This is a genomic window from Halobacterium hubeiense, assembly GCF_001488575.1.
Taxonomy (GTDB): Archaea; Halobacteriota; Halobacteria; order Halobacteriales; family Halobacteriaceae; genus Halobacterium; species Halobacterium hubeiense.
Window position 1 is genome coordinate 326466 of record NZ_LN831302.1, and the last position, 24994, is coordinate 351459.

A 24994-nucleotide genomic window follows, 5' to 3' on the forward strand; every position below is an offset into this window, starting at 1 on the left:
GAGACTCCCGACCACCACGAAGACCAATATAGCACTCCTAGCAGACTTCTATACGAGCGGCGTCGAAACCGCGCTCATGCCACAGTCTGTCTCTCGGGGGCACGGGACCGCCGCGACCACCGGCTTCGAGGAGTGTATTCCCGACGCGCGCCGCGCGCTCCGCCGCGAACGCCGTATCCTCCGCGCGGAAGCGGACGCGCTCGGGACGTTCTGCCGCCGCCTCGACGCCATCGACCCGGACGCCGCGGCCGCCGAGTCGGCGCCCGCCCGGAACGCCGCCGGGACGCTCGCCGACCGCGGGCGCGCCGAGCGAGCGGAGAGCCCCGCCAGCGCCGCGATTCGGGACGCGTACGTCGAGACGGTCATGGACACGCCCCACTACGACAGCGAGTACGGGGACGGCTACTGGGAGAGCGTCGCGTCGGAGTTCGGCGCGGAGCTGGCGGTGGCGCTCCGGCAGGCCGCGCGCGTCACGCCGCTGCTGCGCGACCAACTGCTGGCCGCGGCCCGCGAGTCCAAGCGCAGCCGCAAGCACCTGCTCGCGGACCTCGCCGACGAGGCCGACGCGCTCGACGACGGCGAGCGCGCGCTGTCCGCCGTCCACGAGGACCTCGCGGCGATTCGGTCGCGGCCGTTCTACGGCTGTCCGCCGCGCGAACTCCGCCGGCTGCTCGCGGACCTGGACGCCCTCGAAGCAGAGTGCAAGGACCTCGCGGTCCGCCGGCAGGCCGGCGACCTCGAACCGGAGACCGTCCGCGTCCCCGGCGGGTCGGCCGCCCCGGTCAACGAGTACCTCTACCAGTCGCTGTCCTCCTCGCACCCGCTGTTGAGCGCAGTCGGGCGCGTCAGCGACGACGTCGTCACCACGGCCCGGCGAATCCGTCGCGTGCTCTCCGCAAACTCGGAAACAGCCGAATACGACGGATAGGGAAACGCTCCCGGGAGTTAGGCCGTCCCTACCGCCCGCGCTCCGACCTGACAAGACATTTACCGAGGGAGTCGGTATGAGCCACTGCCGGGTAGGGGTACCCGTAGTTCTTTCGTCGCCGCGCCCGCCAGCGGCAGCGCCGTCCGACGAGTAAACGCTTACCCGCGCGCGCGCCGTCACCTCCGGTATGACCGGGCTGAATCTCGATCCGGTGCAGCTCGACCGCTACTCGCGGCACATCATCATGGACGACGTCGGCGCCGAGGGGCAGAAGCGCCTGCTCGACGGCGACGTGCTCGTGGTGGGCGCGGGCGGTCTGGGCGCGCCGGTCATCCAGTATCTCGCGGCGGCGGGCGTCGGCCGGCTCCGCATCGTCGACCACGACGACGTCGAGCGGTCGAACCTCCAGCGCCAAATCATCCACGCGGACGCCGACGTCGGCCGCGCGAAGGCCGAGAGCGCCCGCGAGTACGTCGAGGACCTCAACCCCGACGTGGACGTAGACGCACACGTCACCCGGCTCGACCAGGACAACGTCGCGGAGTTCCTCGACGGCGTCGACTACGTGGTGGACTGTTCGGACAACTTCGCGACGCGCTACCTCGTCAACGACGCCTGCGTGCTCCGCGGGATTCCGTTCAGTCACGCCGCCATCTATCGCTTCGAGGGACAGGCCATCACGTACGAACCCGGGAGCGCGTGCTACCGGTGTCTGTTCCCGGAAGCCCCGCCCGAGGGGACGATTCCGGACTGCGCGACCGCGGGCGTCCTCGGCATCCTGCCCGGGACGATGGGCTGCATTCAGGCGATCGAGTGCGTGAAGGGCCTGCTCGACTACGGCGAGCGCCTGACCGGCCGCCTGCTGTTCTACGACGCCGGCGACATGTCCTTCGAGACGGTGCCGGTCGCGAAGAACCCCGACTGCCCCGTCTGCGGCGACGACCCTGCCATCGACTCCGTCGCGGACGTCGAGTACGTCGAGGGCTGTACCGTCCCGTCGTAACTCAGTCGCCGCTCACGCCTCGGTTTCGGCCGCCCAGCCGTAGACGTCGCGCGCCTCCTCGACGATTGGCCGGAAGTGGCCGGCGTTTTCGTAGACCGCGAGGTCGGCGTCCGGCACCGCGCTGGCGACGCGCTCGCCGGCCGCCAGCGGGACGTTCGCGTCCTCGCGGCCGTGGAACACGCGCGTCGGCACGGTGACGTCCGCGAGGTCGAAGTCCCAGTCGCCGTAGAGCACGCTGTAGTCGGTCGCCAGCGGCGTCGTCCCCTGACGCAGTCCCTCGCGGAAGTCCGCCAAGAGGACGCGCCCGCTCTCGCCGCGCCGCGGGTCCGCGAGGTCGGCGTCGGCGTCACCGACCACGTCCGTGAACGAGTCCGCGCTCGCGACGGCGCGCGCCATCAGCCAGACGAGCGGCCGTCCGAACTGCGGGGACACTTTGGATGCGGACGCCAGCGCGCGCCCGAACCCGAGGTCGCCGCGCTCGCTGCCGGGCGGCCCGACCCCGGAGACGACCGCGCACCGCGACACGCGCCCGGGCGTGTGGGCGGCGCACGCTAGCGCGTACGGCCCGCCGCCGGAGAAGCCGACGACGCCGTACTCCTCGACGCCGAGTTCGTCGGTCAGCGCCGCCACGTCGCCCGCCCAGTCCGCGAACGTCCGGCCGGGCTGGCGGTCCGACGCGCCGAAGCCCGGGCGGTCCGGCGCGATTACTCGCACGCCCGCCTCGGCGGTCGCGTCCGCTCCGAGTTGGCCGGAGATTCGGGACCCCGGCGTGCCGTGGCAGAAGACGACCGGCGCGCCGTCGGGGTCGCCGTACGTCGCGTACGCCAGCGTGCGGCCGTCGGGCAACTCTACCTCGTCGGTCGGCGCGTCCTCGCGGGAGTCGGGGACCATCCCGTTCGGGTGGTTCTCGCCCGCCGAGAAAAGCGTTGTCTCAGTACTCGTTGAGCTCCACGAGCCGGCCGGCGATGCGGTGGGCGCCCCGGGCGGCTGCGGTCGCCGGGTCGTCGGCCGTCGTCGCGGTCACGTCGCGTTCGAGCTCCTCGCTGAGGCGCTGCTCGAACTCGTCGACGACGCCCGGGATGCAGGCCATCCCGCCCGTGAGCACCACGGGGTTGTCGAGGGCCTGCTGGTAGATTTTCATGTAGTCGTTGGCGAGTTCGGGCATGAAGACGTTCGCCACCTCGTCGACGGCGTCGTCGACGTACTCGTCGACGGCGTCCATCACGCTCTCCTCGATGGTGAACTCGTAGGTGCCGCCGCCGGGCTGCTGGATGATGTCGCTGAACGGCTCGTAGTCCAGGAAGTCGGCGTGCTCCTCCTTGTACTCGCGGGCGGTCGTGAGGTCGATGTTCACGCGGCCCTGCGTCTCCTCCTCGACGTAGTTCGCGATGCGGCGGTCTACCTCGGTGCCCGTGATGGCGCCCGTCGAGAACGGCGCGAGCTGCTCGCCGCGGCGGTACGCGCACGCTTCGAGGTTCGTCGAACCCATGTTCACAGCGACGAACGTCTCCTCGATTGCTTCGAGGCCGTCGCCGAGCGCGGGCACCGCGCCACAGAGCGACTCGGGGTACGACCGCACCAGCCGCTCGCCGATGGGGCCGTCCTCGATGATTTCCGAGAGTCGCTCCAGCCCGACGTCGTTGTCGATGGTCGGGATGGCGTACACGACCACGGAGTCCTCGGGGAGGCCGTTCGAGCGCGCGAACTCCTCGAGGAAGGTCTTCGCGAGGTCGGTGGTCTCCTCGTCCTCGGGGAGCCCCGACCGGAGCATATAGCGCACGCGGTCGGGGTACTCCGTGGCGGCTTCCTCGCCGTAGAGGACGTGTTCCTCGCCGGTGAGCGCGTCCTCGTAGGTCGCCAGGCACGTCAGCGTGCGGACGACGTTCGGGTCGTTGGCGTCCCCCGCGGAGACGACCGTGCGGGTGCTGCCGACCTTCACCCCGAGGGCGGCGGGCTGTTCGTCGAACTCGGCGCCATCGCTCTCTGACTCGGACATGTGTCACCGTTCCAACGGAGCACCTATAACTCTTGTAGGCCCGTCCTCCCGGGAGGTGGGAACGCCGCCCGTAACTTTTTGCCGGTCGTGGCGACACCTCACGTATGGGCAACGAAAGCGACCTCGACGAGGAGTTCGTCAACGAGCTCGTCAGCGTCTGCCGGACCGCGGTCGGCGACCGCCTCCGCAGCATCACGTACTTCGACACCGCCCACGAGGAACAGCTGTACCTCCGTGACGACCTCGAATCCGGCGCGAACATCGTCGGGTTCGCGAACGCCGAGCGCAACGGCTTCACCTCCAAGCGCGTCTACGAGGACACCGAACTCGGCGACTACCAGTTCACGATTCGCGCCTTCGAGGACGGCTACCTCACGCGGGTCATCCACGGCTACCACGGCGCGTTCGTCACCACGGACCGCCTGCCGACCGAGCGCTTCGAGGACCTCGCCAGCGCCGTCGACAGCGTGCTCGCGGAGTACGACACCGCGTGGTTGCGCCCCGACTGACTACAACTGGCCGGCGGTCTCCCGGAACAGCCCGTCGAGAATCTCGGGGGTCGTCGGGTGGTACGCGCGGTCCGGGAGCTCCCGGACGTCCATCTCCGCCTCCAGCACCACCTGCATCGTCTTCGCCATCGCGTCCGCGTCGTAGTGGAGGCCGTGGTAGCCGAGCACGGTGCCGTCGTCGGCGTCCACGACCAGCCGCGCGGTGCCGCGGGAGGCGACTTTCGCCCTGAACACGCCGTCGTCGCTGGCGTCCCGCTGGGCGGTCACGATCTCGTGGCCCTTGGCGCGCGCCTGTTCGGCGGTCAGGCCGAGTGACGCGAACGGGTAGACGCCCGCGCCCGAGAACATCACCTTGTGCGCGAGCGGGTCGTACTCCTCCAGCGGCTCGCCGGTTTCGCGGTGGGAAATATTCCGGCCCGCGAGGTATCCCTCCTCTTTGGCCGTGTGGAGGAGCATTCGGTCGCCGACGGCGTCCCCGACGACGAACACGCGGTCGTCGTCGACGGCCTGCATCGTGTCGCCGACCCAGCCCTGCTCCGTGGAGAGCGCGGTTCGCTCGACGCCATCGGGGAACGACGGCTCGCGCCCCGTGAACAGGAACAACTGGTCGCCCTCCGCGACGGAGCCGTCGTCGAGGTGGACGCGCACGCCATTCTCCGCGGATTCGACGCGCTCCTCGCGGACCTCCGTGCGGACCTCGACGCCGAACTCCTCGCGGTACATCTCTAGGAGTTCCTCGCCGAACGACGGGTGGTAGTCGTCCAGCGGCCGGTCGTCGTGCTCGACGACTGTGATGTCCATCCCCGCCGCCTCCGTGAGGTACGGGACGAGTTCGAGGCCGACGTAGCCGAAGCCCATCACCACGCCGGAGTCCGGGAACTCGGTTGCGTCCAGCACGTCCCGGCTGCCCATCCAGTCCACGTCGCTGATGCCCGGGAGGTCGGGAACGTTTAGCCGCGACCCGGTCGCCAGCACGACGTAGTCGGCCTCGATGCGCTCGCCGCCGACGTCCAGCACGCGGTCGCCGACGAACTCCGCGGTCTCGTGGTGGAAGGTGACGTTGTCGCGCTCCGCGAGGTCGTGGACCGCGCCCCGGCGGTGCTCGGCGTACCCGAGGACGTTGTCGTCTTTCCGCTCGACGACCCTCGACAGGTCCACGTCCGGGAGCTCGCCGACCAGCCGGTCGTCGTGGCGGGCCTGATAGCGGTGCGCGGCCGCCGACAGCACCTCCTTCGACGGCATGCAGCCGCGGAGGATGCAGAGCCCGCCGCCCGGCTCGCCGTCGTCGACGAGTGTCAGTTCCACGTCCGCCGCGGCCAACTGCTCGGCAGCCGCGACGCCCGCGCTCCCGTACGCCCCGACGACGACTACGTGTGGTCGCGCCATGGTCGAGTCGTCGTGCGCCCGCGAGAAAGAGCTTCGGCCCGCCGCGGCGCGTGCCGCGTTACTCGTACTCGCCGGTCGCCTCCACGTCCATGCTGTTGGGGACGTACTGCTCGTTGCCCTCGTCGTCGGTCTCGGTCTCGTGGACGACACCCAGCGTGTCGAGGATAGACTGCGTGTTCCGGGAGTTCGAGGACGCGGCGACGCGCTCGAAGCTGTAGACGACGTCCGCCGCGGTCACCTCCTGACCGTCGTTGTACGTCACGCCCTCCTTCAGCTGGAACGTCAGCACGCGGCCGTCCTCCGAGGTCTCGTAGTCGGTCGCGAGCTGGGTCTCGGCGTTCGTCTGCCCGTTCGGGTACGTCACCAGCCCGTCGAAGACGTTCGTGATGTACGTGCCCGAGGCCGTGTCGGTCGCCGCCACGGGGTCGAAGGTAGTCGCCGTCCCCACCATCACGCCGCGGTAGCGCTTCCCGCCGTCCTGCTCGGTGCCGTCGCCGGTCGTTTCGGTGTCGTCGCTCGTGTTGCCGTCGTTCCCGCTGCCGGTGCAGCCCGCCGTCGCGGCCGCGACCGCGGCGGCGCCGGTGCCTTCGAGGAACTGGCGACGAGAGAGAGACTGTCAGTTTCTGTCACGGTAGTGTGTCCCCACGTATCCGACGGTCCGGTTTTAGGATGCCACCGAGTATATCCGGGTTGCGGTCTGTTCCCGGCGCTCTCGCAAGCGTTGCCGGTTGCGGCAAAGTGCTCAAACGTAAATTCCCCGGCGCCCTTCGACGGCGTGATGCGAGAAATCACGCTCCGGGTGCGGCACCGCGGCGAGCCCGAGAGCGACGTCAGCGCCGACTACCCCGACGTGACGGTGCGCAGCGTCTCCTCGCTGTCCGGCAGCGCCGCCGAGCGCAAGCGCATCGTCGAACTCAGCGGTCCGAGAGCGGCCATCGAGGGCTTCCTCGACGACTTCGCCGCCGCCGACCCCGTCCTCGACGTGGAGGCCCTGTCGTCGCTGGACAGCGACCGCGTGTTCGTCGCGGTCACCTACGACAGCTACCAGTGGGACAGCATCGCCCAGCGGCTCACCGACCACGGCGTCCACTACCGCGCGGGCACCACCATCCGCGCCGGCTGGGAGCACTGGACGCTGTACCTCGACGGCGACGACGACCTCGCGGCCATCGTGGACTCGCTGGAGAGCGCCGGCAACGACACCGAACTCGTGCGGGATGTCGCCCTCGACGAGCTGGACGACGAGGAACACCTCGCGTTCTCCCGCATCGTGGAGTCGCTGACAGAGCGCCAACTGGAGGTGTTGTCGCTGGCGACCGACGCCGGCTACTACGACGAGGGCTCCGACGTCCGCGTCGAGGACATCGCCGACGAACTCGGGCTCGCGCAGACGACGACGTGGGAGCACCTCTCGCGGGCCGAGGAGAAGGTGATGGCCGAGGTCGGCGAGTACATCGGCGCGCGCGGCCGGTAGCGCGGGGCGGACATATTCGGTCCCACCCTTTCCCGTGGGTGCGGCCAGCCTACGTGCATGGACTCACCGGACCTCGACCGGTTCTCGTCGCGGCGCTCGACCGTCTACGGGCAGCGCGGCGTCGTCGCCACGAGCCAGCCGCTCGCGGCGCAGGCCGGCGTCTCCGTGCTCGAAGACGGCGGGAACGCCTTCGACGCGGCGGTCGCCACCGCGGCCGCGCTGAACGTCGTCGAACCCACCTCCACGGGGCTGGGCGGCGACGTGTTCGCGTGCTACCGGACCGCCGACGGCGACGTCGGCGCGATGCGCTCGTGCGGCCCCGCGCCCGCGGACGCCACCATCGAGAACGTCCGCGAGGCCGTCGCCGACGAGCAGGACGTCGCGCCCGAGGACGCCGAGATGCCGATGACTGGCGCGCACACCGTCACCGTCCCCGGCACCGCCCGCGGCTGGGAGGCGACCGCCGAGAAGTTCGGTCGGAAGGACCTCGGCGACCTCCTCCAGCCCGCCATCCGGTACGCCACGGAGGGCTACCCGGTCTCGGAGGGCATCGCGTCGGCGTGGACGCACGGCGAACAGCTCTTCGAGGACGACAACGCCCGCGACGCCTACCTCTTCGACGGCGAGTCACCGGACGTCGGTCAGACGGTGACGCTCCCGGAACTCGGACAGACCCTCCAGCGCATCGCCGACGAGGGCGCGGACGTCGTCTACGAGGGCGACATCGGGGAAGCCATCGCCGCGGAAGTCCAGTCCCACGGCTGCTTCCTCACCATGGAGGACCTCGCGGCCTTCGTGCCCGAGTTCCCCGAGCCGGTCTCTACGACGTACAACGGCGCCGAGGTCTACGAGCTCCCGCCGAACAATCAGGGGCTGGTGGCGCTGGAAGCGCTCAACATCGCCGAAGAGTTGGGCGCCGGCGACTACCCGCTTGACTCCCCGGAGCGCGCGCACTACTTCGCGGAGGCGACGAAGCTCGCGTTCCACGACGGCCACCACTACATCACCGACCCCGAGTACGAGGACCACCCGCCGCTCGCCTCGAAGGAGTGGGCCGCAAAGCGCGCCGCGGAAGTCGGGGAGACGTGCAACGACGACGTGTCGTTCGGCGTTCCCGACGCGAACGCCGAGGACGCCGACACCGTGTTGCTCTGCGTCGCCGACGACGAGGGCAACGTCGTCTCGTTCATCAACTCCCGGTTCGCGGGCTTCGGCTCCGGGCTGGTCGCCGGCGACACCGGCATCGCGCTCCAGAACCGCGGGTCGTCGTTCTCGCTGGACCCCGAGCACCCGAACCGCCTCGAACCCGGCAAGCGGCCGTTCCACACGCTGATTCCCGCCGCCGCGAAGCTCGACGAGGACGACTGGGCGGCGTTCGGCGTGATGGGCGGCTACATGCAGCCGCAGGGCCACGTACAGGTAATCTCGAATCTCGTGGACTACGACCTCCCGCTGCAGGCCGCGCTCGACCGGCCGCGCTGGCGCTACCGCGAGAACGGCTCGCTCGCGGTCGAACCGCACTTCGATTCGGGGGTCGCCGCGAAGCTCTCCCGGAAGGAACACGACGTCGAACTGCTCACCAGCGAGCTGTTCGGCGGCGCGCAAATCGTCAGAAACGACGGCGGCACGCTGTCGGCCGCCACGGAACCGCGCAAGGACGGCAATGCGCAGGGCTACTAGCGGTTGATGGCGGCGCCGTCGCCCGCCAGCACGTCCTCGACTTCTTCGCGGGTGACCAGCGCCGTGTCGCCGGGCATCGTGCGCTTCAGCGCCGCGGTCGCCGCGCCCCACGCGAGGGCGTCGGGCACGTCGCCGCCCTCGACGCGGCGCGCGAGGAACCCGCCGACGAACGCGTCCCCGGTCCCGATTGCGTCGTGCGTGTCGGCCTCGAACGCCGGCTGCTCGTAGACCTCCTCGTCGTGGACCGCGAGCGCGCCCTCCGCGCCGCGCGTCACGACGACCGTCTCGAAGCCGAACTCCGCCGCGAGGTCGCGCCCGATTTCGCCGGCGCTCCCTTCGCGGGCGAGCACGTGTTCGGCGTCGCGCTCCGCGGTCACGAGCACGTCCACGTCCGGGAACAGCGTCTCCAGCACGTCGCGGGCCTCCTCGTGCTCCCAGAGCTTCGCGCGGTAGTTCACGTCCAGCGCCGTCGTCGTCCCCGCCTCGGTCGCGCGCTCCAGCAGTTCGGCGGTCGTCGCCGCGAGCGTCTCCGAGAGCGCGGGCGTGATGCCGCTCGTGTAGAAGTAGTCGGCTTCGTCGATTCGGCCGGTCGCAAGCTCGTCGGGCGTCGCGGTCGTCACCGCGGCGTCCGCGCGGTCGTAGACGACGTTCGTCCCGCGGGGCTCGCCTGCGTGTTCGAGGTAGTACGTGCCCTGTCGCCCGGCCTCGCTCCACGCCACGTCGGGCTCCGTGCCCTGCGCGCGTAGCGTCGCGGTCACCTTCCGCCCGAGCGGCGAGTCGGGGAGCTTCGACAGCCACGCGGTGTCGGCGCCGAGCCGGCCGGCGTTCACCGCGACGTTGCTCTCCGCGCCCGCCGCGCGGAACTCTAACTCGGTCGCGCGCTCCAGTCGCTCCTGTCCGGGCGGCGAGAGCCGGAGCAGGGTCTCGCCGAACGTCACGAGGTCCATACCCCGCGGTACGACGCCCGGGGTTTAGTTCCCGCCGTCTTCGCGGCGCCGCCCGCCGTGCCCGGGGTAGTCCCGTTCGAAGCGCTCGGCGAGCTCGTCGGCGTCCACGCGAATCAGCGTCGGCCGGCCGTGCGGGCACGCGTAGGGATTCTCGCAGCCATCCAGCGCGTCCAGCAGCGCCACTACCGACCCCTCCGTCAGCGACGTGTTCCCCGTCACCGCGGGCCGGCACGCAAGGTCCGCCAGCAGGTCGTCAGCGGCGTCGCTCACGGGGTCGCCGCCCGCGTCCGCGAGGAAGTCCGCGAGCACGTCCCGCGCCAACTCGGGGTCGAGGGCGTCCGCCAGCACCGCCGGCACCGCCGTCATGCGCGCCGTCCGCCCCGAAAGCTCCGCGTCGAATCCGAGCGCGCGCAAGTCGTCGATTGCCGCGTCGAACACCGCCGCCTCGCCCGCCGTCAACTCCAGTTCCACCGGCGAGACCAGCGCCTGCGACGCGCCGCCGACCTGCTCCTGCAGGCGCTCGTAGTGGACGCGCTCGTCCGCAGCGTGCTGGTCGACGAGCACGAGGCCGTCGTCGGTCTCCGCGACCACGTACGTCTCCGCCAACTGGCCGAGCACGCGCATCTCGGGCAGCGAGTCGAAGCCATCGCCCTCGTCGGCTCCGTCGCCGGCCGGCGCCGCGAGCCGCGCGTTCTCCGTCGGCGCGTCGAACGACGAACTGGTGCTCGCGCGCTCGCCGGCGCTGTCGCTCGTCGTCGTGTCCGCGGCCGGCTCACTCGTGCTCGGCTCCCGCTCCGCGCCGCTCGGCTTCCGCTCGGTCGACTCGGATTCGGTGTCCGCCAGCGAGTCCGTCACGCGGCTCTGACGCTCCGCGCTCTCCACGGCGACGTCCGCGGACGCGCTGGACGTGTCGGCCTCGCGCGTCGCTCCTTCTGCGGAAGCCTCGTTCTCGCCGCGCTCGCCCGCCGGCGAAATCGTCGCGTCCCCGGGCTTGGACGCGCCCCGCGGCGCCTGCGAGCGCACGATACCGGCGTCCAACAGCGCGTCTCGCACGGCGTCCTCGACGGCCGCCTGCACGCGGTCCTCCTGCTCGAAGCGGACCTCCATTTTCCGCGGGTGGACGTTGGCGTCCACGCCCTCTGTCTCCACGAACAGCACCGTGAACGGGTAGCGGTCGCTCGCGAGCTGGCCGCCGTAGGCGTCGAGGACGGCCTCGCGGAGCACCGAGTCGCGGACCGACCGGCCGTTCACGTACGTCGCGAGGTACTCGCGGGTCGAGCGCGTCGTCTCCGGCTCCGAGACGTAGCCGTGGACGCGCTCCACCGGGCCGTCGGGCGTCGCGTCCACCGGGACGAGCGACTGCGCGACCTCGCGGCCGTACACCGACAGCGCCGCGTCCCGCACGTCCCCGGTTCCGGTCGTCGCGAACACCTCGCGGCCGTCGTGGGTCAGCGAGACGGCGACTTCGGGGTTCGCCAGCGCGTACCGCGTCACCGCGCGGTTGACGTGCGCGAACTCCGTCGCCGGGCGCTTGAGGTACTTCCGGCGCGCCGGCGTCTCCGCGAACAGGTCCGCGACCTCCACCGTGGTTCCGGCCGGCCGGCCAGCCGGCCGCACGTCCCCGACGTCGCCGTGTTCGACGGTCAGCGTCGCCCCGGAGTCGCCCGCGTCCCGGGCGCGCGTCGTCACCGTCATCCGCGAGACGGAGCCGATGGTGTAGAGGGCTTCGCCCCGGAAGCCCAGCGTCGCCACCGCGTCCAGCTCGCTGGCGTCGCTGAGCTTGCTCGTCGTGTGCTGGCGGACCGCCGCCTGCAGGTCCTCGCCGGTCATCCCGTGGCCGTCGTCGGCGACCACGATTCGGTCGCGGCCGCCGCTCTCTACGGTGACGTCGATGCTCGCGGCGCCCGCGTCGAGGCTGTTCTCCACGAGCTCCTTGACCACGCTCGCGGGCCGCTCGACGACCTCGCCCGCCGCAATCTGGGCCACCGTCGCGTCGTCCAGCTCCCGCACGCGGTCGCCGTCGGTCATACTCGCCGGCAGGCGGCCCGCGCGTATCAATCCCGCGCTGCTACTCGTCCAGCCGCCGCTGCCACTCCTGCACGCGCGAGAGCAGTTCCACCGGCGGCGTCTCGTTCACGTCCACGTCCCGGAGGTCGTCCAGCACCTCGCGGGCCTCGGAACCGAGGCCGTCTGCCTCGCCGCCGTCGGCCGCGCTCTCCGTCCCGGTCGCCGGCTGCGATTCCGCGCCCGTCTTGACTTCGCCCGATTCGAGGTCGAACACCGCCTGCACCGGCTCGCTTGCGGAACCCCGGGCTTCGACGGCTTTCTCGTCTCGGAGGCGGTCCAGCACCTCCCGCGAGCGGTCCACCACGGGGTCGGGGACGCCCGCGAGGTCCGCGACGTGGACGCCGTACGAGCGGTCGGTCGCGCCGTCTCTGACGGTTCGCAGGAACGTCACGTCCCCATCCCGTTCTTCCGCCGCTACGTGGACGTTCGCGACGTCGGCGAGGTGGTCCGCGAGCGCCGTGAGTTCGTGGTAGTGGGTCGCGAACAGGGTCTTCGCGCGCACCTCGTTGTGCAGGTACTCTGTGGCTGCCCACGCAATCGAGATGCCGTCGTAGGTCGCGGTCCCGCGCCCGACCTCGTCCAGAATCACCAGCGAGCGCTCGGTCGCGGCGTGGAGGATGCGGCTCAGTTCCTGCATCTCCACCATGAACGTCGAGCGGCCCTGCGCGAGTTCGTCCAGCGCGCCGACGCGGGTGTAGATGCCGTCTACGACCCCGATTCGGGCGCTGTCTGCGGGCACGTAGCTCCCGACCTGCGCGAGCAGGACGATGAGCGCGACCTGTCGCATGTACGTGGACTTCCCGCTCATGTTCGGCCCCGTGACGACGAGGAACCGCCGGCCGTCGCCGAATCGGGCGTCGTTGGGCACGAACTCGGTGGTCTGCTCGACCACGGGGTGGCGCCCGCCCTCGATTTCGAGGTCGTCGCCGTCCACGAGGTCCGGGCGCACCCAGCGGTTCGCGGCGGCGTGCTCGGCGAGGCTCGCGAGCGCGTCCAGTTCCGCGAGCGCGCGGCCGACGCGCTGGAGGGCTTCCGCGCGCTCGCCGACCCACTCGCGGAGGTCGTCGAACAGTTCGTACTCCAAGTCGCCGCGCTCCTCCTCGACGCGCAGAATCCGACGCTCGCGCTCCTCTAACTCCTCGGTGGTGTACCGTGTGGAGTTCTTCAGCGACTTCACCTCCCGATACTCGTCGGGCACCGCGTCGGTCTCTGACTTCCCGACCTGTACGTAGTAGCCGTCGGTCTTGTTCCGGTCGACCTGCAGGTGCGTGATGCCGAGTCGGTCCTTCTCGCGGGACGCCAGCCCGTCCAGCCACTCCTCGTGCTCGCGGGCTTCTCGGAGCAGTTCGTCCAGTTCGTCGTCGTAGCCCTCGCGCAGGAGGCCGCCCTCGCGGAGCGTCTTCGGCGGGTCCGCCGCGAGCGCGGCGTCCAACTCGGCGCGCACCCCCTCGGCCGCCTCGCGGTCCACGCCGTCCAGTACCTCGCTCACGGGCGAGGCCGCGAGGTCCGGGTCGGATTCGAGCGCGTCCGCGGCCTCCGGGAGCGTCGCCAGCGTCTCCCGGATTCGGAGCAGGTCAGTCGCGTCCGCGCGGCCGCCGGCCGCCCGGCTCGCGAGCCGTTCGAGGTCGTAGACGTCGCCGAGCACGTCTCGGAGCGCGTCCCGCGCGAGCGGCGCGTCAGCGAGCGCGCCCACGGCGGCTTGCCGACGTTCCAGTTCCGCGCGGTCCCGGAGTGGACGCGTCAGCCACGCCTGCAGCCGCCGACCGCCAGCAGCGGACACTGTGTGGTCGAGCGTCGCGAACAGCGAGCCCTCTCCATCTCCGCCCATCGTCGCCGTGAGTTCGAGGTTGCGCTGGGTCGTTGCGTCCAACTCCACGTGGTCGTCCGCGCGGTACGGCTGGAGCCGCGTCAGCGACGCCAGCACGCCCGCGTCCGTCGCCGCGACGTAGTCGATTGCCGCGCCCGCTGCTCGCGCTGCCGGACTGTCACTCGCGACGCCGAGGCTGTCGAGCGCTCCGTCGCCGAACTGCTCGCGCACGCTGTGGGCGGCCTTCCCGGGCGCGAACGACGCCGCCTCGTGGAGCGTCAGCGTCGCGTCCGCGCGCTCCCGGAGTGCCCCGAGGAAGTCGTCGTCGCTGCGCAACTCGGGACCGGGAAGCACTTCCTCGGGGCTGAAGCGGTGCAGTTCCGTCAGCGCGTCCGTCTCCGTCTCGGCGTCCGCGACGTGGAACTGGCCGGTCGTCACGTCCACGAACGCCAGCCCCCACGTCTCGTCGCGCACGACCGCCGCGAGGTAGCGGGCGTCCGCACCGGTCACGTCAACGAACGTTCCCGGGGTCGCGACCCGGGTGATTTCGCGCTCGATGTCGTCGGCGCCGTCCTCGATTTGGTCGGCGACGGCGACCCGGTAGCCGCGCTCGACGAGTGTCGCGACGTACGGCGTCAGGTCGTCGACAGGCACGCCCGCCATCGGGTACGACGACCCGTGCGCGGACTTCTCGGAGACCTGCAGGTCGAGGACGTCCGCGACCGTGCGCGCGTCCTCCGCGAAGAACTCGTAGAAGTCCCCGACCTGCATCGCCAGCAGGTCGGCGTCCGTCTCCTCCTTGAGGTCGAGGAACTCCTCGACTATGCCCATGGCTGGTTCCTCGCTCGCATCGTCGGAACCTCGCCGCGCGCCGCAAAGAACCCTCCGGACGCCGCCCGCCTACTCACCCCAGAATCGCTCGCGGCCGGTCTCGTAGGCGCCCCACAGCGGGTCGGATTCGGGTTCCGCGAGCGGGGCGCCGTCCACGGTGACGCGCTCGTTGTCCGCCGCCCCGACTTCCCCGACCTCCGCGGCCGGAATGCCCTCGCTTTCGAGCGCCGCCAGCACCGCGTCCACGCTGTCGGGCGCGACGGTCGCGACGACGGTGCCCTCGCTGGAGGTCGTCCACGGGTCGATGCCGAAGTAGTCGCAGACCTCGCGCACGCCCGGGATCACGGGGACGCGCTCGCGCTCGACTGCCAGCGAGACGCCGCTGGCGGCCGCGAGCTCGTGGAACGCGTTCGCAAGCCCGCGCTCGGTCGCGTCGTGCATCGCCGTCACCTCGCCGGCGGCCGCCGCGGTGAGCGCGTCCCGGACGGGGCTGACGTCCTCGAAGCGCTCGCGGGCGGCCGCCGCGGCGTCGGCGTCGATTGGGAGGTCGTCGCCGAACAGCACGCCGAGCACGCCCGTCGATTCGATTGCCGGCCCCTTCGTGACGACGACGCGGTCGCCGGGTCGTGCGCCCGTCGGCACCACGAGGTCGTCGGGGTCGCCGATAGAGAGCGCGGTTGCGCCGCCGACCGTCGGGAACGAACACCCCTCGTAGGTGCCCGTGTGGCCGGTCGTCAGGCTCGCGCCCAGCTTCTCGGCTTCCCGGTCGAAGACGTCCCAGATGGCGTCGAACGTCTCCGTGCTCGTGTCCGGCGGGAGGTTGAAGTCCACCGCGAGGTGCGCGGGCGGCAGGCCGGAGAGTGCGACGTCGCTGACGCAGATGTGGAACGCGAACCACGCCGCCCGCTCGATGCCGAGGTCGCGCAGCACGAACACGGGGTCGGTCGCCATCGCGACGACGCGGTCGCCGACGTCTACGACGCCGAAGTCCGCGCCGTACGTCGGGCCGAGCCGCACGTCCTCGCGCTCGGCGCCCGTCCGCCCCGCGACGTGCTCCTCGAAGAACCGCCGGCTCGCCTTCCCGGAGTCCATACTCGTTGCTCGCCGCCCCGCCACAAGTACCCCGGCGGTTCTGGTGCCGCTCGGCACCCCCTGCCGAAAGTCAAAGCCCTTTACGTGAGCGCGGCTTACATTTGGTCAACGAAGACAATGCAGGGTCAGAACCAACAGCAGGCCTACGACCGCGGTATCACGATCTTCTCGCCGGACGGCCGCCTCTACCAGGTGGAGTACGCGCGGGAAGCGGTCAAGCGAGGCACCGCCAGCATCGGCGTCCGCACCGAGGACGGCGTCGTCCTCGTCGTGGACAAGCGCACCCGCTCGCCGCTCCTGGAGGGCTCCAGCGTCGAGAAGCTCCACAAGGTCGACGACCACGTCGGCGCGGCCAGCGCCGGCCACGTCGCCGACGCGCGGAAGCTCGTCGACCACGCGCGCCAGCAGTCCCAGGTCGAGCGCGTGCGCTACGACGAACCCATCGGCGTCCGCACGCTGACGAAGGAGGTCACCGACCACATCCAGCAGTACACGCAGGTCGGGGGCGCGCGCCCGTTCGGCGTCGCCCTCCTCGTCGCGGGCGTCTCCGACGGCGAACCCCGCCTCTTCGAGACGGACCCCTCCGGCACCTCCAACGAGTGGAAGGCCGTCGCCATCGGCTCGGACCGCTCCGCGATTCAGGAGTTCCTCGAAGACGAGTACGCCGAGGACCTCACGCTCGACGAGGGCGTGGACCTCGCGCTCCGCGCGCTCAGCGAGGGCCGCGACGACGAACTCTCCGCGGAGGGCGTCGGCGTCGCCACCGTGGACGCCGACTCCGCGCTGTTCCGCGAACTCGAGACCGAGGAGACCGCCGAGTACCTCGACGCCCTCGAATAAGCTGCCCGGCGGGCGTCGGCGAACGGCGCCCCCGCAGCAGTCCTTTTCCGCGCTCGCACCCTACATTTCTGCATGAGCACACAGTCACGACCGAACGCACAGAAGCCGATTCGCGTCGTGGACGGCGAACAACTCCGCGACGTCCTCGACAGCCACGACCGCGTGCTCGTGGACTTCTACACGAAGGGCTGCTCGCTCTGTCAAGCCATCGAGCCAGTGCTGGGCAACGTCGCGAAAGCCACGGGCATCACGGTCGCGATGGTCAACCCCGGCGACGACATCTCGCTCGTGGAGGAGTGGGACATCACGAGCGCGCCGACACTCGTGCTCGTCGAGGACGGAGAAGAAGTCGGGCGGCTCGCAGAGGGATTCAAGGGTGGCGACGACATCGAGGCGTTCCTCGACGAGCACCTCGACTAGTCGTCGCTGGCTGCCTCCTCGGGGACGTCGCGTTCGGTGACGTCCGGGAGGTGGGGGTCGCGGTTCGGGTTCCGGCCGAACGCCGGCAGCCCGTCGTCTAACTGTTCTTTCAGCACGCGGCGCAGCCGATTCAGGCTCGTCTTGTCGAGGCCGTGGCGCTCGGCGAGCGCCGCGAACGCGGGCTCGTCGGTGACGTCGTGGCTGCGGTACCGCTCGTAGAGGTCGTTCATGCGCTCCTGGGAGAGGTCCGCGGGGTCGAGGTCGTCGATGCCGAAGTACCGGCGCCGGTCGACGTCGACGACGTGGCGGATGACCACGAGCGCGACCTTCTCGATGGCGCGCTGGCTGCCGAACTCCGTGAGGTCGATTTCCCCCATCACGCCGAGCGCGACGTCGCGCTGCCACGGCGTCACGTCCACGGCGTTACACAGCGCCTGCGTGGTGCGCAGGCGGTCGAGGTAGTGGGTGCGGCGGCTGTGGCCCTCGGTCGCGGTGTGGCGCTCCTCGTGGAGCCGCCGGACGCTCTCCGAGAGGTCCGCGTCCGGGGACTCCGCGCGCCCGATGACGGTCGCGCTCGGGGAGACGACGCCCCACTTGCGGACCGTCGTGTCGCGCTGGGCTTCCGCCCGCGAGAGCGCGCCCGAGCCCGGCCGGTGTTCGACGCGGCGCTCCTCGCGCGTCTCCCAGCGAATCTGGTCGCCGCCGTCGGCACTCATTAGCGGTACCTGTGGCCTCCCGCGGTTTAAACTCTCGGCTGGCGGCGCCGTCGCTGTCGAACGTAACTCCCCGAGAAGTCCTTCGTATCTAGCTCTTGTCGCCAGAAGCACTTAAACGAACGACGCGCTGGTCGCTCGGCGGAGTGTCGAGCAGTCACGACGGCGCCGCGGCTACGAGGCGTAGCGCGCTGAGAAGCTGTTCGTATCTACGCCTTGTCGCCAGAGACACTTAAAGAGAATCTGCACGGCTCGCCGCTCGCGAGTCGGAGTTGGACTCCGCAGACAGCCGCGACTGGTCGGCGAAGTGCTCGGGAGAAGTCCTTCGTATCTATCCCTTGTCGCCAGAGATACTTAAATCAGGTTCGCGCGTCGGCTGACTGCCGACAGCCCGCTCGCGCTTACGTGCCTTCGACGAGCCGGCGGAGCTGGGACGGCGGGACGGCGCCGCGCGCGCCGTAGCCGTCGTACGCGAACGTCGGCACGCCGCTGATGCCCTGCTGTTGGGCCTCGCGGAACTTCGCGCGGAGTTCGTCGTGGTACTGCTCGGTTTCGACGACCTCCCGAATCTCGTCGGGGTCGAGGCCGACGTCCTCGGCGAGGTCCGCGAGCACGTCCACGTCGCCGATGTCGCGACCCTCCTCCCAGAGTGCCTCGAAGATGGCGACGTCGAAGTCCAGCCACTGCTCGGGGTGCTCGTCGCTGACGTACAGGGAGGCGGCCTGCGCGTCCAGCGAGTCGACCTCCCCCGAGAAGTCCATCTGCATCTCGTCGGCGCCGTACTCCTCCTTGAGGCGCTGGACGTTCTCGCGGGCCTTCTCGAAGTACTCGTCGTCCTTGCCGTCGTCGACGCTGTGGTCGATTTCGCCGTCCGGCCCGCGCTTCTGCGCGCGCAGGTCGAAGGGCTGCCAGTCGATGTCGAGTTCCTCCTCGCGCTCTGCCTGGTACTCCGACAGCGACTGCCGCCCGAGGTAGCAGAACGGGCAGACGTAGTCGGAGTACACCGTGATTTCGTCGGCGTCGCTCATCGCCGTCCGGTAGGACGCGCACGCCGAAAAGACCCCTGCTGGCGGGGGTTCCCGCTGGGGCCGCGACGACTGACGAGCCGTCGGCTCCGCGGTCGGTGTCGCCGAGAAGTCCTTCGTATCTATCCCTTGTCGCCAGAGACACTTAAACGAGGTCCGCGCTCGCCGCGCCGCCGACCGCTCGCGGGAACGACGGCGCCACGGCTACGAGGCGTAGCGCGCTGAGAAGCGCTTCGTATCTGTCCCTTGTCGCCAGAGGCACTTAAAGCGAGAGCGCGCTGCCGCCCGCGGAGAAGATGTTCGGCGAAACGGCTTCCGTTCACCGCCAGCACCGACTACGTGCGCGGCTGGTGTCCCCTCGTGGCGGGTCCGCCGCGACGGCCAGCCCGCAGTGGTCTAACGTCCGATGGCGAGTCTTCGATTCTCGCGCGCCGGCCGGTGGTGCCGGTCGGCGCGCTTCTCCGACGCGGCCAGCCCGCGTGACACGCTCGTCCTCGCCGGCGAGCGCGGGTGACAGGCAGCCACGTGCTTTTTGCCGGTGGCGGTCGCGGGTTCGCCCGTGACGGACTTCGACCTCGACCTCGCGGCGGCCGGCGACGAGATTCGGTCGTTCCTCGCGAGCTACCTCGACGCCGCGCCCGCGGACGGCTACGTCGTCGGCGTCAGCGGCGGGCTCGACTCCGTGCTCGCCGCGCACCTGCTCGCGGACGCCGTCGGCCCCGAGCGCGTCACGGGCCTCCTGCTGCCTGCCGACCCCAGCGACCCCGAGAACGTCGAAGACGCCCGTGCGGTCTGCGAGCGACTCGGGGTGGCCTACCGCGAACACGACATCCAGCCCGTCGTGGACGACGTCACCGCCGCGCGCGACGACCTCTCGAAGACCGCTGTGGGGAACGTGCAGGCGCGCGTCCGGATGGTCCTGCTCTATCAGGCCGCCAACGACGCGAACGCGCTCGTCGTCGGCCCGAACAACCGCTCGGAACTCCTGCTGGGTTACTTCACGAAGTACGGCGACGGCGCCGCCGACGTCGCGCCGCTCGCTGACGTCTACAAGACCGAGGCGTACGACCTCGCCCGCGAGGTCGGCGTCAGCGATGACGTCGTCGCGAAGACGCCCACGGCGGAACTCTGGGAGGGGCAGACCGACCCCGACGAACTCGGCGCACCTTACGAGGTCATCGACCCGATTCTGCACGCGTACGTCGACGAGGACCGAACAATCGAGGAGACCGTGGAGGCGACCGGCGCGGACCGCGAGACGGTCACCGAATTCGTCGAGCGCTACGAGGCCTCCACGCACAAGCGCGAGCGCCCGCCCTCGCCCGGCGTCCGGTAGCGTCGCATCCGCGCGCTTTTTCCCGTCCGTTGCCTACTCGCTGCCGTGACCCGCGCGCTCTCAGCCCCCGACGCCGACCGCGCCGCCGCCTTCGCCGCGGACGCCCGCGGCGACGGCCTCGCGGTCTCGCTCGTCGGCGAGTGCGCCACCGAGTTCGAGGGGCGCGCCGAGCGCAGCCTCCCTGCGGGCGTTCGGAGCGTCCTCTGGAAGCCCGACGACACCGTGCTCGTCCACGGCGCGACCGGCCGCGACCCCGACGCGTGGGCGACCGGCGGTAGTGTCGCCGTCGAAGCAACTGACGGTCGTCTCGAACTCCGCTGCGGCGACGGCGACGCCGCGGACGCGCTCACCGTCCGGTTCGACTCGGTTCAGCACGCCGCCGCATTCGACCCCGCGGATGCCGACGCCGAGGTTTCCGGCACCGAGTCCGACCTCAAGGAGCGCGTGCTCGCCGACCCCGACCTCGTCGAACCCGGCTTCCAGCCGCGCAGCACGGAGCGCGAGACGCCCGCCGGCCCCGTGGACGTCTACGGCCGCGGCCGCGACGGCGCCGTGGTCGCCGTCGAACTCAAGGCCCGCCGCGTCGGCCCTGCCGCGGCCTCACAGCTGGAACGCTACGTGAACGCGCTCCGCCGCGACCTCCACGCCGACGCCGACGTGCGCGGCGTGCTCGTCGCACCCGAAATCACGGAGAAGGCTCGCCGCCTGCTCGCGGAGAACGGGCTCTCCTTCTCGCCCGTCGAGTAGTCAGTCGAGGTCGCGCTTGAGGTCGTTCAGGACGTTCAGCGCCTCCACGGGCGTGAGTTCCGCGACGTTCACGTCACGCAGCGTCTCTTCGACGGCCGACTCGTCGTGGTCGCCGCTGTCTGCCGTCCGCGCCGGCTCCGTCTGCTCCTCGCTCGCGTCCGCGTCCACGTCTGCCGCGTCGAGGAGTTCGCGGGCGCGCTCGACGACTGCCTCGGGGACGCCCGCAGTTTGGGCGACCTCGACGCCGTAGGAGGCCGTCGCCGGCCCCTCCCGCACTTCGTGTTGGAAGGTCACGCCCTCCTCGTTCCGGGTTGCGCCGAAGTGGAGGTTCACGGCGTCCGCGAGGCGCTCTGCGTCCGCCGTGAGTTCGTGGTGATGGGTCGCGAACAGCGTTGTCGCGCCGAGTTCGTCGTGGACGTACTCGGTGACGGCGCGCGCGATGGCCAGGCCGTCCGTCGTGGAAGTCCCTCTGCCGACCTCGTCCAGCAACACCAGCGAGTCCTCGGTCGCGGCGCGCAGAATCGAGGAGAGTTCGGTCATCTCCACCATGAACGTCGAGCGCCCGCCCGCGATGTCGTCGCTGGCGCCGACGCGCGTGAAGATGCGGTCGACCACGCGGAGGCGCGCGCGCTCGGCGGGGACGAAGCTCCCCGCCTGCGCGAGCAACACGATCAGGGCGACCTGGCGCATGTACGTGGACTTCCCGCTCATGTTCGGGCCCGTGACGACCGCGACCCGGCGTTCGGGCGTGAGGTCGGTGTCGTTCGGCACGAACCCGGCCTCCGTGCGCTCCACGACGGGATGGCGGCCGCCCTCGACGTGGATGCCGTCGCCGCCCACCTCGGGGCGCGCGTAGTCGTGGCTCGCGGCGACTGTCGCGAACGACGCCAGCGCGTCCACGGCCGCGACTGCTGCCGCGGTCGCCTGCACGCGCTCGGCCTCCTCGGCGACCCGATTGCGGACCTCGCGGAACAGCTCGTACTCGAGGTCCTGGGAGCGCTGTTCGGCGCGCACGATGTCGTCCTCGCGCTCCTTCAGCTCGGGCGTGACGAACCGCTCGGAGTTCTTCAGCGTCTGCCGGCGCTGGTAGTTCGCCGGCACCGAGTCGAGGTTCGGGTTCGTCACCTCGATGTAGTAGCCGTGGACCGCGTTGTGCCCGACCTTCAGCGAGTCGATGCCCGTGCGCTCGCGCTCCTGTTCCTCCAAGTCATCTATCCACCGCTTCCCGGAGCGCTCGGTCTCCCGGAGGTCGTCCAGCGTCTCGTCGTAGCCGTCGCGGATGACCCCGCCCTCCGTGAGTTCCTGGGGCGGGTCCGGGACGATGGCCCGCGAGAGCAGGTCCCGAATCTCGGGGAGGTCGTCGAGACTCGCGCGCAGGTCGCGGAGCTTCTTGCTGTCCGCGTCCGCCAGCAGGCCGCGAATTTCGGGCACCACGTCGAGCGTGTCCTTCAGCGCGCGTAGGTCCCGGGCGTTCGCGCGGCCCCGCGACACCCGCGAAATCAGGCGCTCGACGTCGTAGACGTCCCGCAGGTGCTCGTGCAGTTCCTCCCGCGTCAGCGGGTCCGCGAGCAGTTCGCCGACCGCCTCGTGGCGCGCCTCGATTTCCTCGGCGTCGGTCAGCGGCCGGCGCAGCCAGTCCGTGAGCGTCCGCCGGCCGAGCGCGCACGCCGTCTCGTCGAGCACGTCCACGAGCGCGGTGCCTTCCGCGCCGTGGACGCTGCGCTGCTCGAACACCTCCAGACTCCGCAGCGCCACGGCGTCCATCTGGAGGTACTCGCGGGGGTCGTACCGCGTCAGGTGGTTCAGGTAGTCCAACCGGTCGCCGTCCTCCCCACCTCGGGTGTACTCGGCGTAATCGAGGAGCGCGCCACACGCCGCGACTTCGGCGTCGCCGGCGAGCGCGTCCACGCTCCCGAAGTACGCCGCCACGGTCTCCGCGGCGCGCTCGCCGTCGAACGCCGCGTCCTCGTACTCCGCGACGAACGTGCCATCCTCGAAGCGCTCCGCCGCCACGCCCGGTCCGGTGACAAGTTCTGCGGGCGCGAACCGCCCCAGTTCGTCCCGTACGCGCGCCGCGTTCGGGAGGCTCGTCGCGTAGAAGTCGCCGGTCGAGACGTCCAACAGCGCGAGGCCGAAGCCGCCGTCGTCGTCGGCCGCGACCGCCGCGACGAAGTTGTTGTCGTCGCCCCCGAGCAGTTCGTCCTCGGTCAGCGTCCCGGGCGTGACGACCCGGGTGACAGCGCGCTCGACGACCCCGGTGACCTCGTCTGGGTCCTCGACTTGGTCGGCGACCGCGACCCGGTAGCCCGCGTCAAGCAGGTCGTCGATGTACGGCTCCGCGTTGTCGATTGGCACGCCCGCCATCGGGTACTCGCCCGTGGAGTCCTCGCGGGCGGTCAGCGTAATCTCGCAGATGCGGGCGGCCGCCTCCGCGGCCTCGCAGAACAGCTCGTAGAAGTCCCCGACCTGGAAGAGCACGAGCGCGTCCTCGTAGCGCCGCGTGAGCTCGAAGTACTGGCTCATCATCGGCGTCAGGTCACCCTCGCTTTCGGCCATCTTCTCGGGTGGGCCGAGCGCCGCGTCCATGCACGAAGGCAACGGGGTGGCGGCTGTTATGCTCGTCGGTCAGCGCTCCGCTTTCGGTCAGAGCAGGCCGGCGAGCACGAGCAGTGCGACGCTTACGACGGCCGCGGCACCGAACCACGGCGTCGCGTCGTCGGCTGCCGACTGGACGTCGTGGCCGGCGGTGAGGCGACTCGTCGCGACGTGCGCCAGCCCTGCCAGCACCAACCAGAGCCCGGTCATCCCCACGACGAGATGGCCCCGCGAGGAGTTCGCGAGCGCCTCGAACGTGTAGAGGTTGCCGGCGAGGTGGCCGCCGGTCAACAGCATCGCGGCGACGCTGGCGACGCTGAGCTTCGTGAATCGGTCGGCAATCCACTCCACGGGCGCGGCGTCCAGCACGCCGCGGCGCGCGGCGGGCACGACGAACAGTGCGACGGCGAGCGTGCTCCCGGTCCACGCCGCGCCGAAGACGACGTGGACGACGCGGGCGGCGGCGATGTCGAAGTCCATCGTCTACGGGTTCGCACACGACCGGAAATAACGCGTCGGTCTCCTGACGGCACCGTCCCGACCGAGTCTGCCGGGGCCTAAGTGCCAGTAGCGCGTCGGCGGACGCGTGCGCACTGACCGCATCCTCGTCGCCGGCGAGACGCTCGTCGACCTGTTCCCCTCGGGTGCCGGCGACCTCGCGACCGTGGAGGGCTTCGTCCACCGCGCGGGCGGCGCACCAGCGAACGTCGCGGCCGGGCTCGCGCGCCTCGACAGCCCGCCCGAACTCTGGACGCGCCTCGGTGACGACGCGTTCGGCGCGTACCTCCGGGATGCGCTCGCCGACCGCGGCCTCGACGGCGAGTTCGTCGTCGCAGGCGACGCCGCCACCGCGCTCGCGGTCGTCAGCCCGACGCCCGACGGCGACCGCTCGTTCACCTTCTACGAGAGCGACACCGCCACGCTCGCGTTCGAGGCCGGGACTGTCTCCGACAGCGCACTCGCCGACTTCGGCTGCGTCCACGCCGGCGGCGTCGCGCTCGCGAACGACGCGGGCTGCACCGCCACGCTCGACTTGCTGGAGCGCGCCCGCGACGCGGATTGTCTGGTCTCGTTCGACCCGAACGCGCGCCCCGACCTCTGGGACGAGCCGGACGCCGCCGGCGACGCCGTCCGCGAGGCGCTCGACCTCGCAGACCTCCTGTTCTGTAGCCCCGACGACCTCCGGCCGCTCGGCCTCGCTGAGCGCGTTCGGAGCGAGCCAGCGGCCGTCGCCGCCGACCTGCTCGACTACGGCCCCGAGACGGTGTTCCTCACGCGCGGCGGCGACGGCGCGACGGCTGTCGCCGAGTCGGCGGACGGCGAGCAAGTGACGCGCTCCGCTCCCGCGTTCGACGTGGACGTCGTGGACACGACGGGCGCCGGCGACGCGTTCACGGCCGGCGCGCTCGCGGCGTACGAGCCCGGAATGGGCGGCGACGCGCTCGGCGACGCGCTCCGGTACGCGAACGCGACCGCGGCGCTCACGACCACCGAGACCGGCGGGATGGCCGCGCTCCCCGACGACGCCGCGGTCCGTGCGTTGGTCGAGTGTGCGTCGGAATCCACGTAACGCTTTACCCACGCGGTCGCCCACTCGC

The 24994-nt window shown here is 70.9% G+C and carries 22 protein-coding genes and 1 pseudogene; 10 read left to right on the plus strand and 13 right to left on the minus strand.

Annotation, left to right across the window (positions count from 1 at the left end; translation table 11 throughout):
* Positions 1 to 76 precede the first annotated feature (76 nt).
* Together HHUB_RS01565 and ubaA are read left to right on the plus strand one after the other, a co-directional pair.
* Positions 77 to 928 carry a DUF7260 family protein gene (locus tag HHUB_RS01565; RefSeq protein ID WP_059055574.1) on the plus strand — a complete coding sequence of 284 codons (852 nt, stop codon included), beginning with the start codon at positions 77 to 79 and terminating at the stop codon, positions 926 to 928.
* 187 nt (positions 929 to 1115) lie between these two features.
* Entirely contained in the window at positions 1116 to 1931 is an 816-nt protein-coding gene (ubaA, locus tag HHUB_RS01570) for an SAMP-activating enzyme E1 (RefSeq protein ID WP_059055576.1), read from the plus strand.
* Positions 1932 to 1943: 12 nt separating this feature from the next.
* Here ubaA and HHUB_RS01575 read toward each other — a convergent pair whose 3' ends face one another.
* Positions 1944 to 2822, minus strand: coding sequence for an alpha/beta fold hydrolase (locus HHUB_RS01575; RefSeq protein WP_059055577.1), 879 nt, complete (start codon positions 2820 to 2822; stop codon positions 1944 to 1946).
* A 40-nt stretch (positions 2823 to 2862) separates the two neighbouring features.
* Positions 2863 to 3927, minus strand: a complete 1065-nt coding sequence (locus HHUB_RS01580; protein WP_059055579.1) for a rod shape-determining protein — start codon at positions 3925 to 3927, stop codon at positions 2863 to 2865.
* 104 nt (positions 3928 to 4031) lie between these two features.
* Between HHUB_RS01580 and HHUB_RS01585 the strand changes: the two genes are divergently transcribed.
* Entirely contained in the window at positions 4032 to 4436 is a 405-nt protein-coding gene (locus HHUB_RS01585) for a DUF7522 family protein (RefSeq protein ID WP_059055581.1), read from the plus strand.
* Here HHUB_RS01585 and HHUB_RS01590 read toward each other — a convergent pair whose 3' ends face one another.
* From HHUB_RS01590 to HHUB_RS17615, 3 genes and pseudogenes are all read right to left on the minus strand, one after another.
* Positions 4437 to 5822 (minus strand): dihydrolipoyl dehydrogenase family protein, encoded by a 1386-nt coding sequence (locus HHUB_RS01590; RefSeq protein ID WP_059055583.1) that lies wholly within the window; start codon positions 5820 to 5822, stop codon positions 4437 to 4439.
* 58 nt (positions 5823 to 5880) lie between these two features.
* Positions 5881 to 6273 carry an ABC transporter substrate-binding protein gene (locus tag HHUB_RS01595; protein ID WP_059055586.1) on the minus strand — a complete coding sequence of 131 codons (393 nt, stop codon included), beginning with the start codon at positions 6271 to 6273 and terminating at the stop codon, positions 5881 to 5883.
* A gap of 99 nt (positions 6274 to 6372) precedes the next feature.
* Positions 6373 to 6429, minus strand: a pseudogene (locus HHUB_RS17615) (twin-arginine translocation signal domain-containing protein); the annotation flags it as partial.
* Between the two features lie 171 nt (positions 6430 to 6600).
* Here HHUB_RS17615 and HHUB_RS01600 point away from each other — a divergent pair.
* Together HHUB_RS01600 and HHUB_RS01605 are read left to right on the plus strand one after the other, a co-directional pair.
* On the plus strand, positions 6601 to 7296 hold the full coding sequence (locus tag HHUB_RS01600) for a helix-turn-helix domain-containing protein (RefSeq protein WP_059055587.1): 696 nt from the start codon (positions 6601 to 6603) through the stop codon (positions 7294 to 7296).
* Between the two features lie 57 nt (positions 7297 to 7353).
* On the plus strand, positions 7354 to 8976 hold the full coding sequence (locus HHUB_RS01605) for a gamma-glutamyltransferase family protein (RefSeq protein WP_059055589.1): 1623 nt from the start codon (positions 7354 to 7356) through the stop codon (positions 8974 to 8976).
* Here HHUB_RS01605 and kdgK1 read toward each other — a convergent pair.
* The 4 genes from kdgK1 to HHUB_RS01625 all read right to left on the minus strand — a co-directional run bounded on the left by kdgK1 (position 8973) and on the right by HHUB_RS01625 (position 15720).
* The gene (kdgK1, locus tag HHUB_RS01610; protein ID WP_059055591.1) at positions 8973 to 9923 is read right to left on the minus strand and encodes a bifunctional 2-dehydro-3-deoxygluconokinase/2-dehydro-3-deoxygalactonokinase; all 951 of its coding nucleotides are present in this window, start codon (positions 9921 to 9923) and stop codon (positions 8973 to 8975) included. The genes HHUB_RS01605 and kdgK1 overlap by 4 nt on opposite strands.
* Positions 9924 to 9947: 24 nt before the next feature.
* Entirely contained in the window at positions 9948 to 11951 is a 2004-nt protein-coding gene (gene mutL / locus HHUB_RS01615) for a DNA mismatch repair endonuclease MutL (protein WP_059055593.1), read from the minus strand.
* Between the two features lie 40 nt (positions 11952 to 11991).
* Positions 11992 to 14628 (minus strand): DNA mismatch repair protein MutS, encoded by a 2637-nt coding sequence (gene mutS / locus HHUB_RS01620; RefSeq protein WP_059055595.1) that lies wholly within the window; start codon positions 14626 to 14628, stop codon positions 11992 to 11994.
* 69 nt (positions 14629 to 14697) lie between these two features.
* Complete coding sequence (locus tag HHUB_RS01625) at positions 14698 to 15720, minus strand: AIR synthase family protein (protein ID WP_059055597.1); 1023 nt, start codon at positions 15718 to 15720, stop codon at positions 14698 to 14700.
* Positions 15721 to 15837: 117 nt separating this feature from the next.
* Between HHUB_RS01625 and psmA the strand changes: the two genes are divergently transcribed.
* Both psmA and HHUB_RS01635 read left to right on the plus strand, forming a co-directional pair.
* The gene (gene psmA, locus HHUB_RS01630; protein WP_059055598.1) at positions 15838 to 16560 is read left to right on the plus strand and encodes an archaeal proteasome endopeptidase complex subunit alpha; all 723 of its coding nucleotides are present in this window, start codon (positions 15838 to 15840) and stop codon (positions 16558 to 16560) included.
* 72 nt (positions 16561 to 16632) lie between these two features.
* Positions 16633 to 16980, plus strand: a complete 348-nt coding sequence (locus HHUB_RS01635) for a thioredoxin family protein (protein WP_059055600.1) — start codon at positions 16633 to 16635, stop codon at positions 16978 to 16980.
* On the opposite strand, the gene HHUB_RS01640 is transcribed toward HHUB_RS01635, so the two are convergent.
* Together HHUB_RS01640 and HHUB_RS01645 are read right to left on the minus strand one after the other, a co-directional pair.
* Positions 16977 to 17696, minus strand: a complete 720-nt coding sequence (locus tag HHUB_RS01640; protein ID WP_059055602.1) for a hypothetical protein — start codon at positions 17694 to 17696, stop codon at positions 16977 to 16979. The genes HHUB_RS01635 and HHUB_RS01640 overlap by 4 nt on opposite strands.
* Positions 17697 to 18094: 398 nt before the next feature.
* Entirely contained in the window at positions 18095 to 18721 is a 627-nt protein-coding gene (locus HHUB_RS01645) for a DsbA family oxidoreductase (RefSeq protein ID WP_059055604.1), read from the minus strand.
* A 556-nt stretch (positions 18722 to 19277) separates the two neighbouring features.
* Here HHUB_RS01645 and HHUB_RS01650 point away from each other — a divergent pair.
* Both HHUB_RS01650 and nucS read left to right on the plus strand, forming a co-directional pair.
* Complete coding sequence (locus tag HHUB_RS01650) at positions 19278 to 20054, plus strand: NAD+ synthase (RefSeq protein WP_059055606.1); 777 nt, start codon at positions 19278 to 19280, stop codon at positions 20052 to 20054.
* A 45-nt stretch (positions 20055 to 20099) separates the two neighbouring features.
* On the plus strand, positions 20100 to 20801 hold the full coding sequence (nucS, locus tag HHUB_RS01655) for an endonuclease NucS (RefSeq protein ID WP_059055608.1): 702 nt from the start codon (positions 20100 to 20102) through the stop codon (positions 20799 to 20801).
* Here nucS and mutS (HHUB_RS01660) read toward each other — a convergent pair whose 3' ends face one another.
* A complete protein-coding gene (gene mutS / locus HHUB_RS01660; RefSeq protein ID WP_059055610.1) occupies positions 20802 to 23387 on the minus strand; it encodes a DNA mismatch repair protein MutS in 2586 nt (861 codons plus the stop codon).
* Between the two features lie 57 nt (positions 23388 to 23444).
* Positions 23445 to 23876, minus strand: a complete 432-nt coding sequence (locus tag HHUB_RS01665) for a CopD family protein (protein WP_059055613.1) — start codon at positions 23874 to 23876, stop codon at positions 23445 to 23447.
* Positions 23877 to 23982: 106 nt separating this feature from the next.
* On the opposite strand from HHUB_RS01665, the gene HHUB_RS01670 reads away from it, so the two are divergent.
* Positions 23983 to 24966, plus strand: coding sequence for a carbohydrate kinase family protein (locus HHUB_RS01670; protein WP_059055615.1), 984 nt, complete (start codon positions 23983 to 23985; stop codon positions 24964 to 24966).
* The last annotated feature ends 28 nt before the right edge of the window (positions 24967 to 24994 follow it).

Excerpts from the sequence above, each read along its gene's own strand:
- HHUB_RS01565 (WP_059055574.1), top strand. The coding sequence starts at position 77 with ATGCCACAGTCTGTCTCTCGGGGGCACGGGACCGCCGCGACCACCGGC.
- ubaA (WP_059055576.1), top strand. The coding sequence starts at position 1,116 with ATGACCGGGCTGAATCTCGATCCGGTGCAGCTCGACCGCTACTCGCGG.
- HHUB_RS01575 (WP_059055577.1), bottom strand. The coding sequence starts at position 2,822 with ATGGTCCCCGACTCCCGCGAGGACGCGCCGACCGACGAGGTAGAGTTG.
- HHUB_RS01580 (WP_059055579.1), bottom strand. The coding sequence starts at position 3,927 with ATGTCCGAGTCAGAGAGCGATGGCGCCGAGTTCGACGAACAGCCCGCC.
- HHUB_RS01585 (WP_059055581.1), top strand. The coding sequence starts at position 4,032 with ATGGGCAACGAAAGCGACCTCGACGAGGAGTTCGTCAACGAGCTCGTC.
- HHUB_RS01590 (WP_059055583.1), bottom strand. The coding sequence starts at position 5,822 with ATGGCGCGACCACACGTAGTCGTCGTCGGGGCGTACGGGAGCGCGGGC.
- HHUB_RS01595 (WP_059055586.1), bottom strand. The coding sequence starts at position 6,273 with ATGGTGGGGACGGCGACTACCTTCGACCCCGTGGCGGCGACCGACACG.
- HHUB_RS01600 (WP_059055587.1), top strand. The coding sequence starts at position 6,601 with ATGCGAGAAATCACGCTCCGGGTGCGGCACCGCGGCGAGCCCGAGAGC.
- HHUB_RS01605 (WP_059055589.1), top strand. The coding sequence starts at position 7,354 with ATGGACTCACCGGACCTCGACCGGTTCTCGTCGCGGCGCTCGACCGTC.
- kdgK1 (WP_059055591.1), bottom strand. The coding sequence starts at position 9,923 with ATGGACCTCGTGACGTTCGGCGAGACCCTGCTCCGGCTCTCGCCGCCC.
- mutL (WP_059055593.1), bottom strand. The coding sequence starts at position 11,951 with ATGACCGACGGCGACCGCGTGCGGGAGCTGGACGACGCGACGGTGGCC.
- mutS (WP_059055595.1), bottom strand. The coding sequence starts at position 14,628 with ATGGGCATAGTCGAGGAGTTCCTCGACCTCAAGGAGGAGACGGACGCC.
- HHUB_RS01625 (WP_059055597.1), bottom strand. The coding sequence starts at position 15,720 with ATGGACTCCGGGAAGGCGAGCCGGCGGTTCTTCGAGGAGCACGTCGCG.
- psmA (WP_059055598.1), top strand. The coding sequence starts at position 15,838 with ATGCAGGGTCAGAACCAACAGCAGGCCTACGACCGCGGTATCACGATC.
- HHUB_RS01635 (WP_059055600.1), top strand. The coding sequence starts at position 16,633 with ATGAGCACACAGTCACGACCGAACGCACAGAAGCCGATTCGCGTCGTG.
- HHUB_RS01640 (WP_059055602.1), bottom strand. The coding sequence starts at position 17,696 with ATGAGTGCCGACGGCGGCGACCAGATTCGCTGGGAGACGCGCGAGGAG.
- HHUB_RS01645 (WP_059055604.1), bottom strand. The coding sequence starts at position 18,721 with ATGAGCGACGCCGACGAAATCACGGTGTACTCCGACTACGTCTGCCCG.
- mutS (WP_059055610.1), bottom strand. The coding sequence starts at position 23,387 with ATGGACGCGGCGCTCGGCCCACCCGAGAAGATGGCCGAAAGCGAGGGT.
- HHUB_RS01665 (WP_059055613.1), bottom strand. The coding sequence starts at position 23,876 with ATGGACTTCGACATCGCCGCCGCCCGCGTCGTCCACGTCGTCTTCGGC.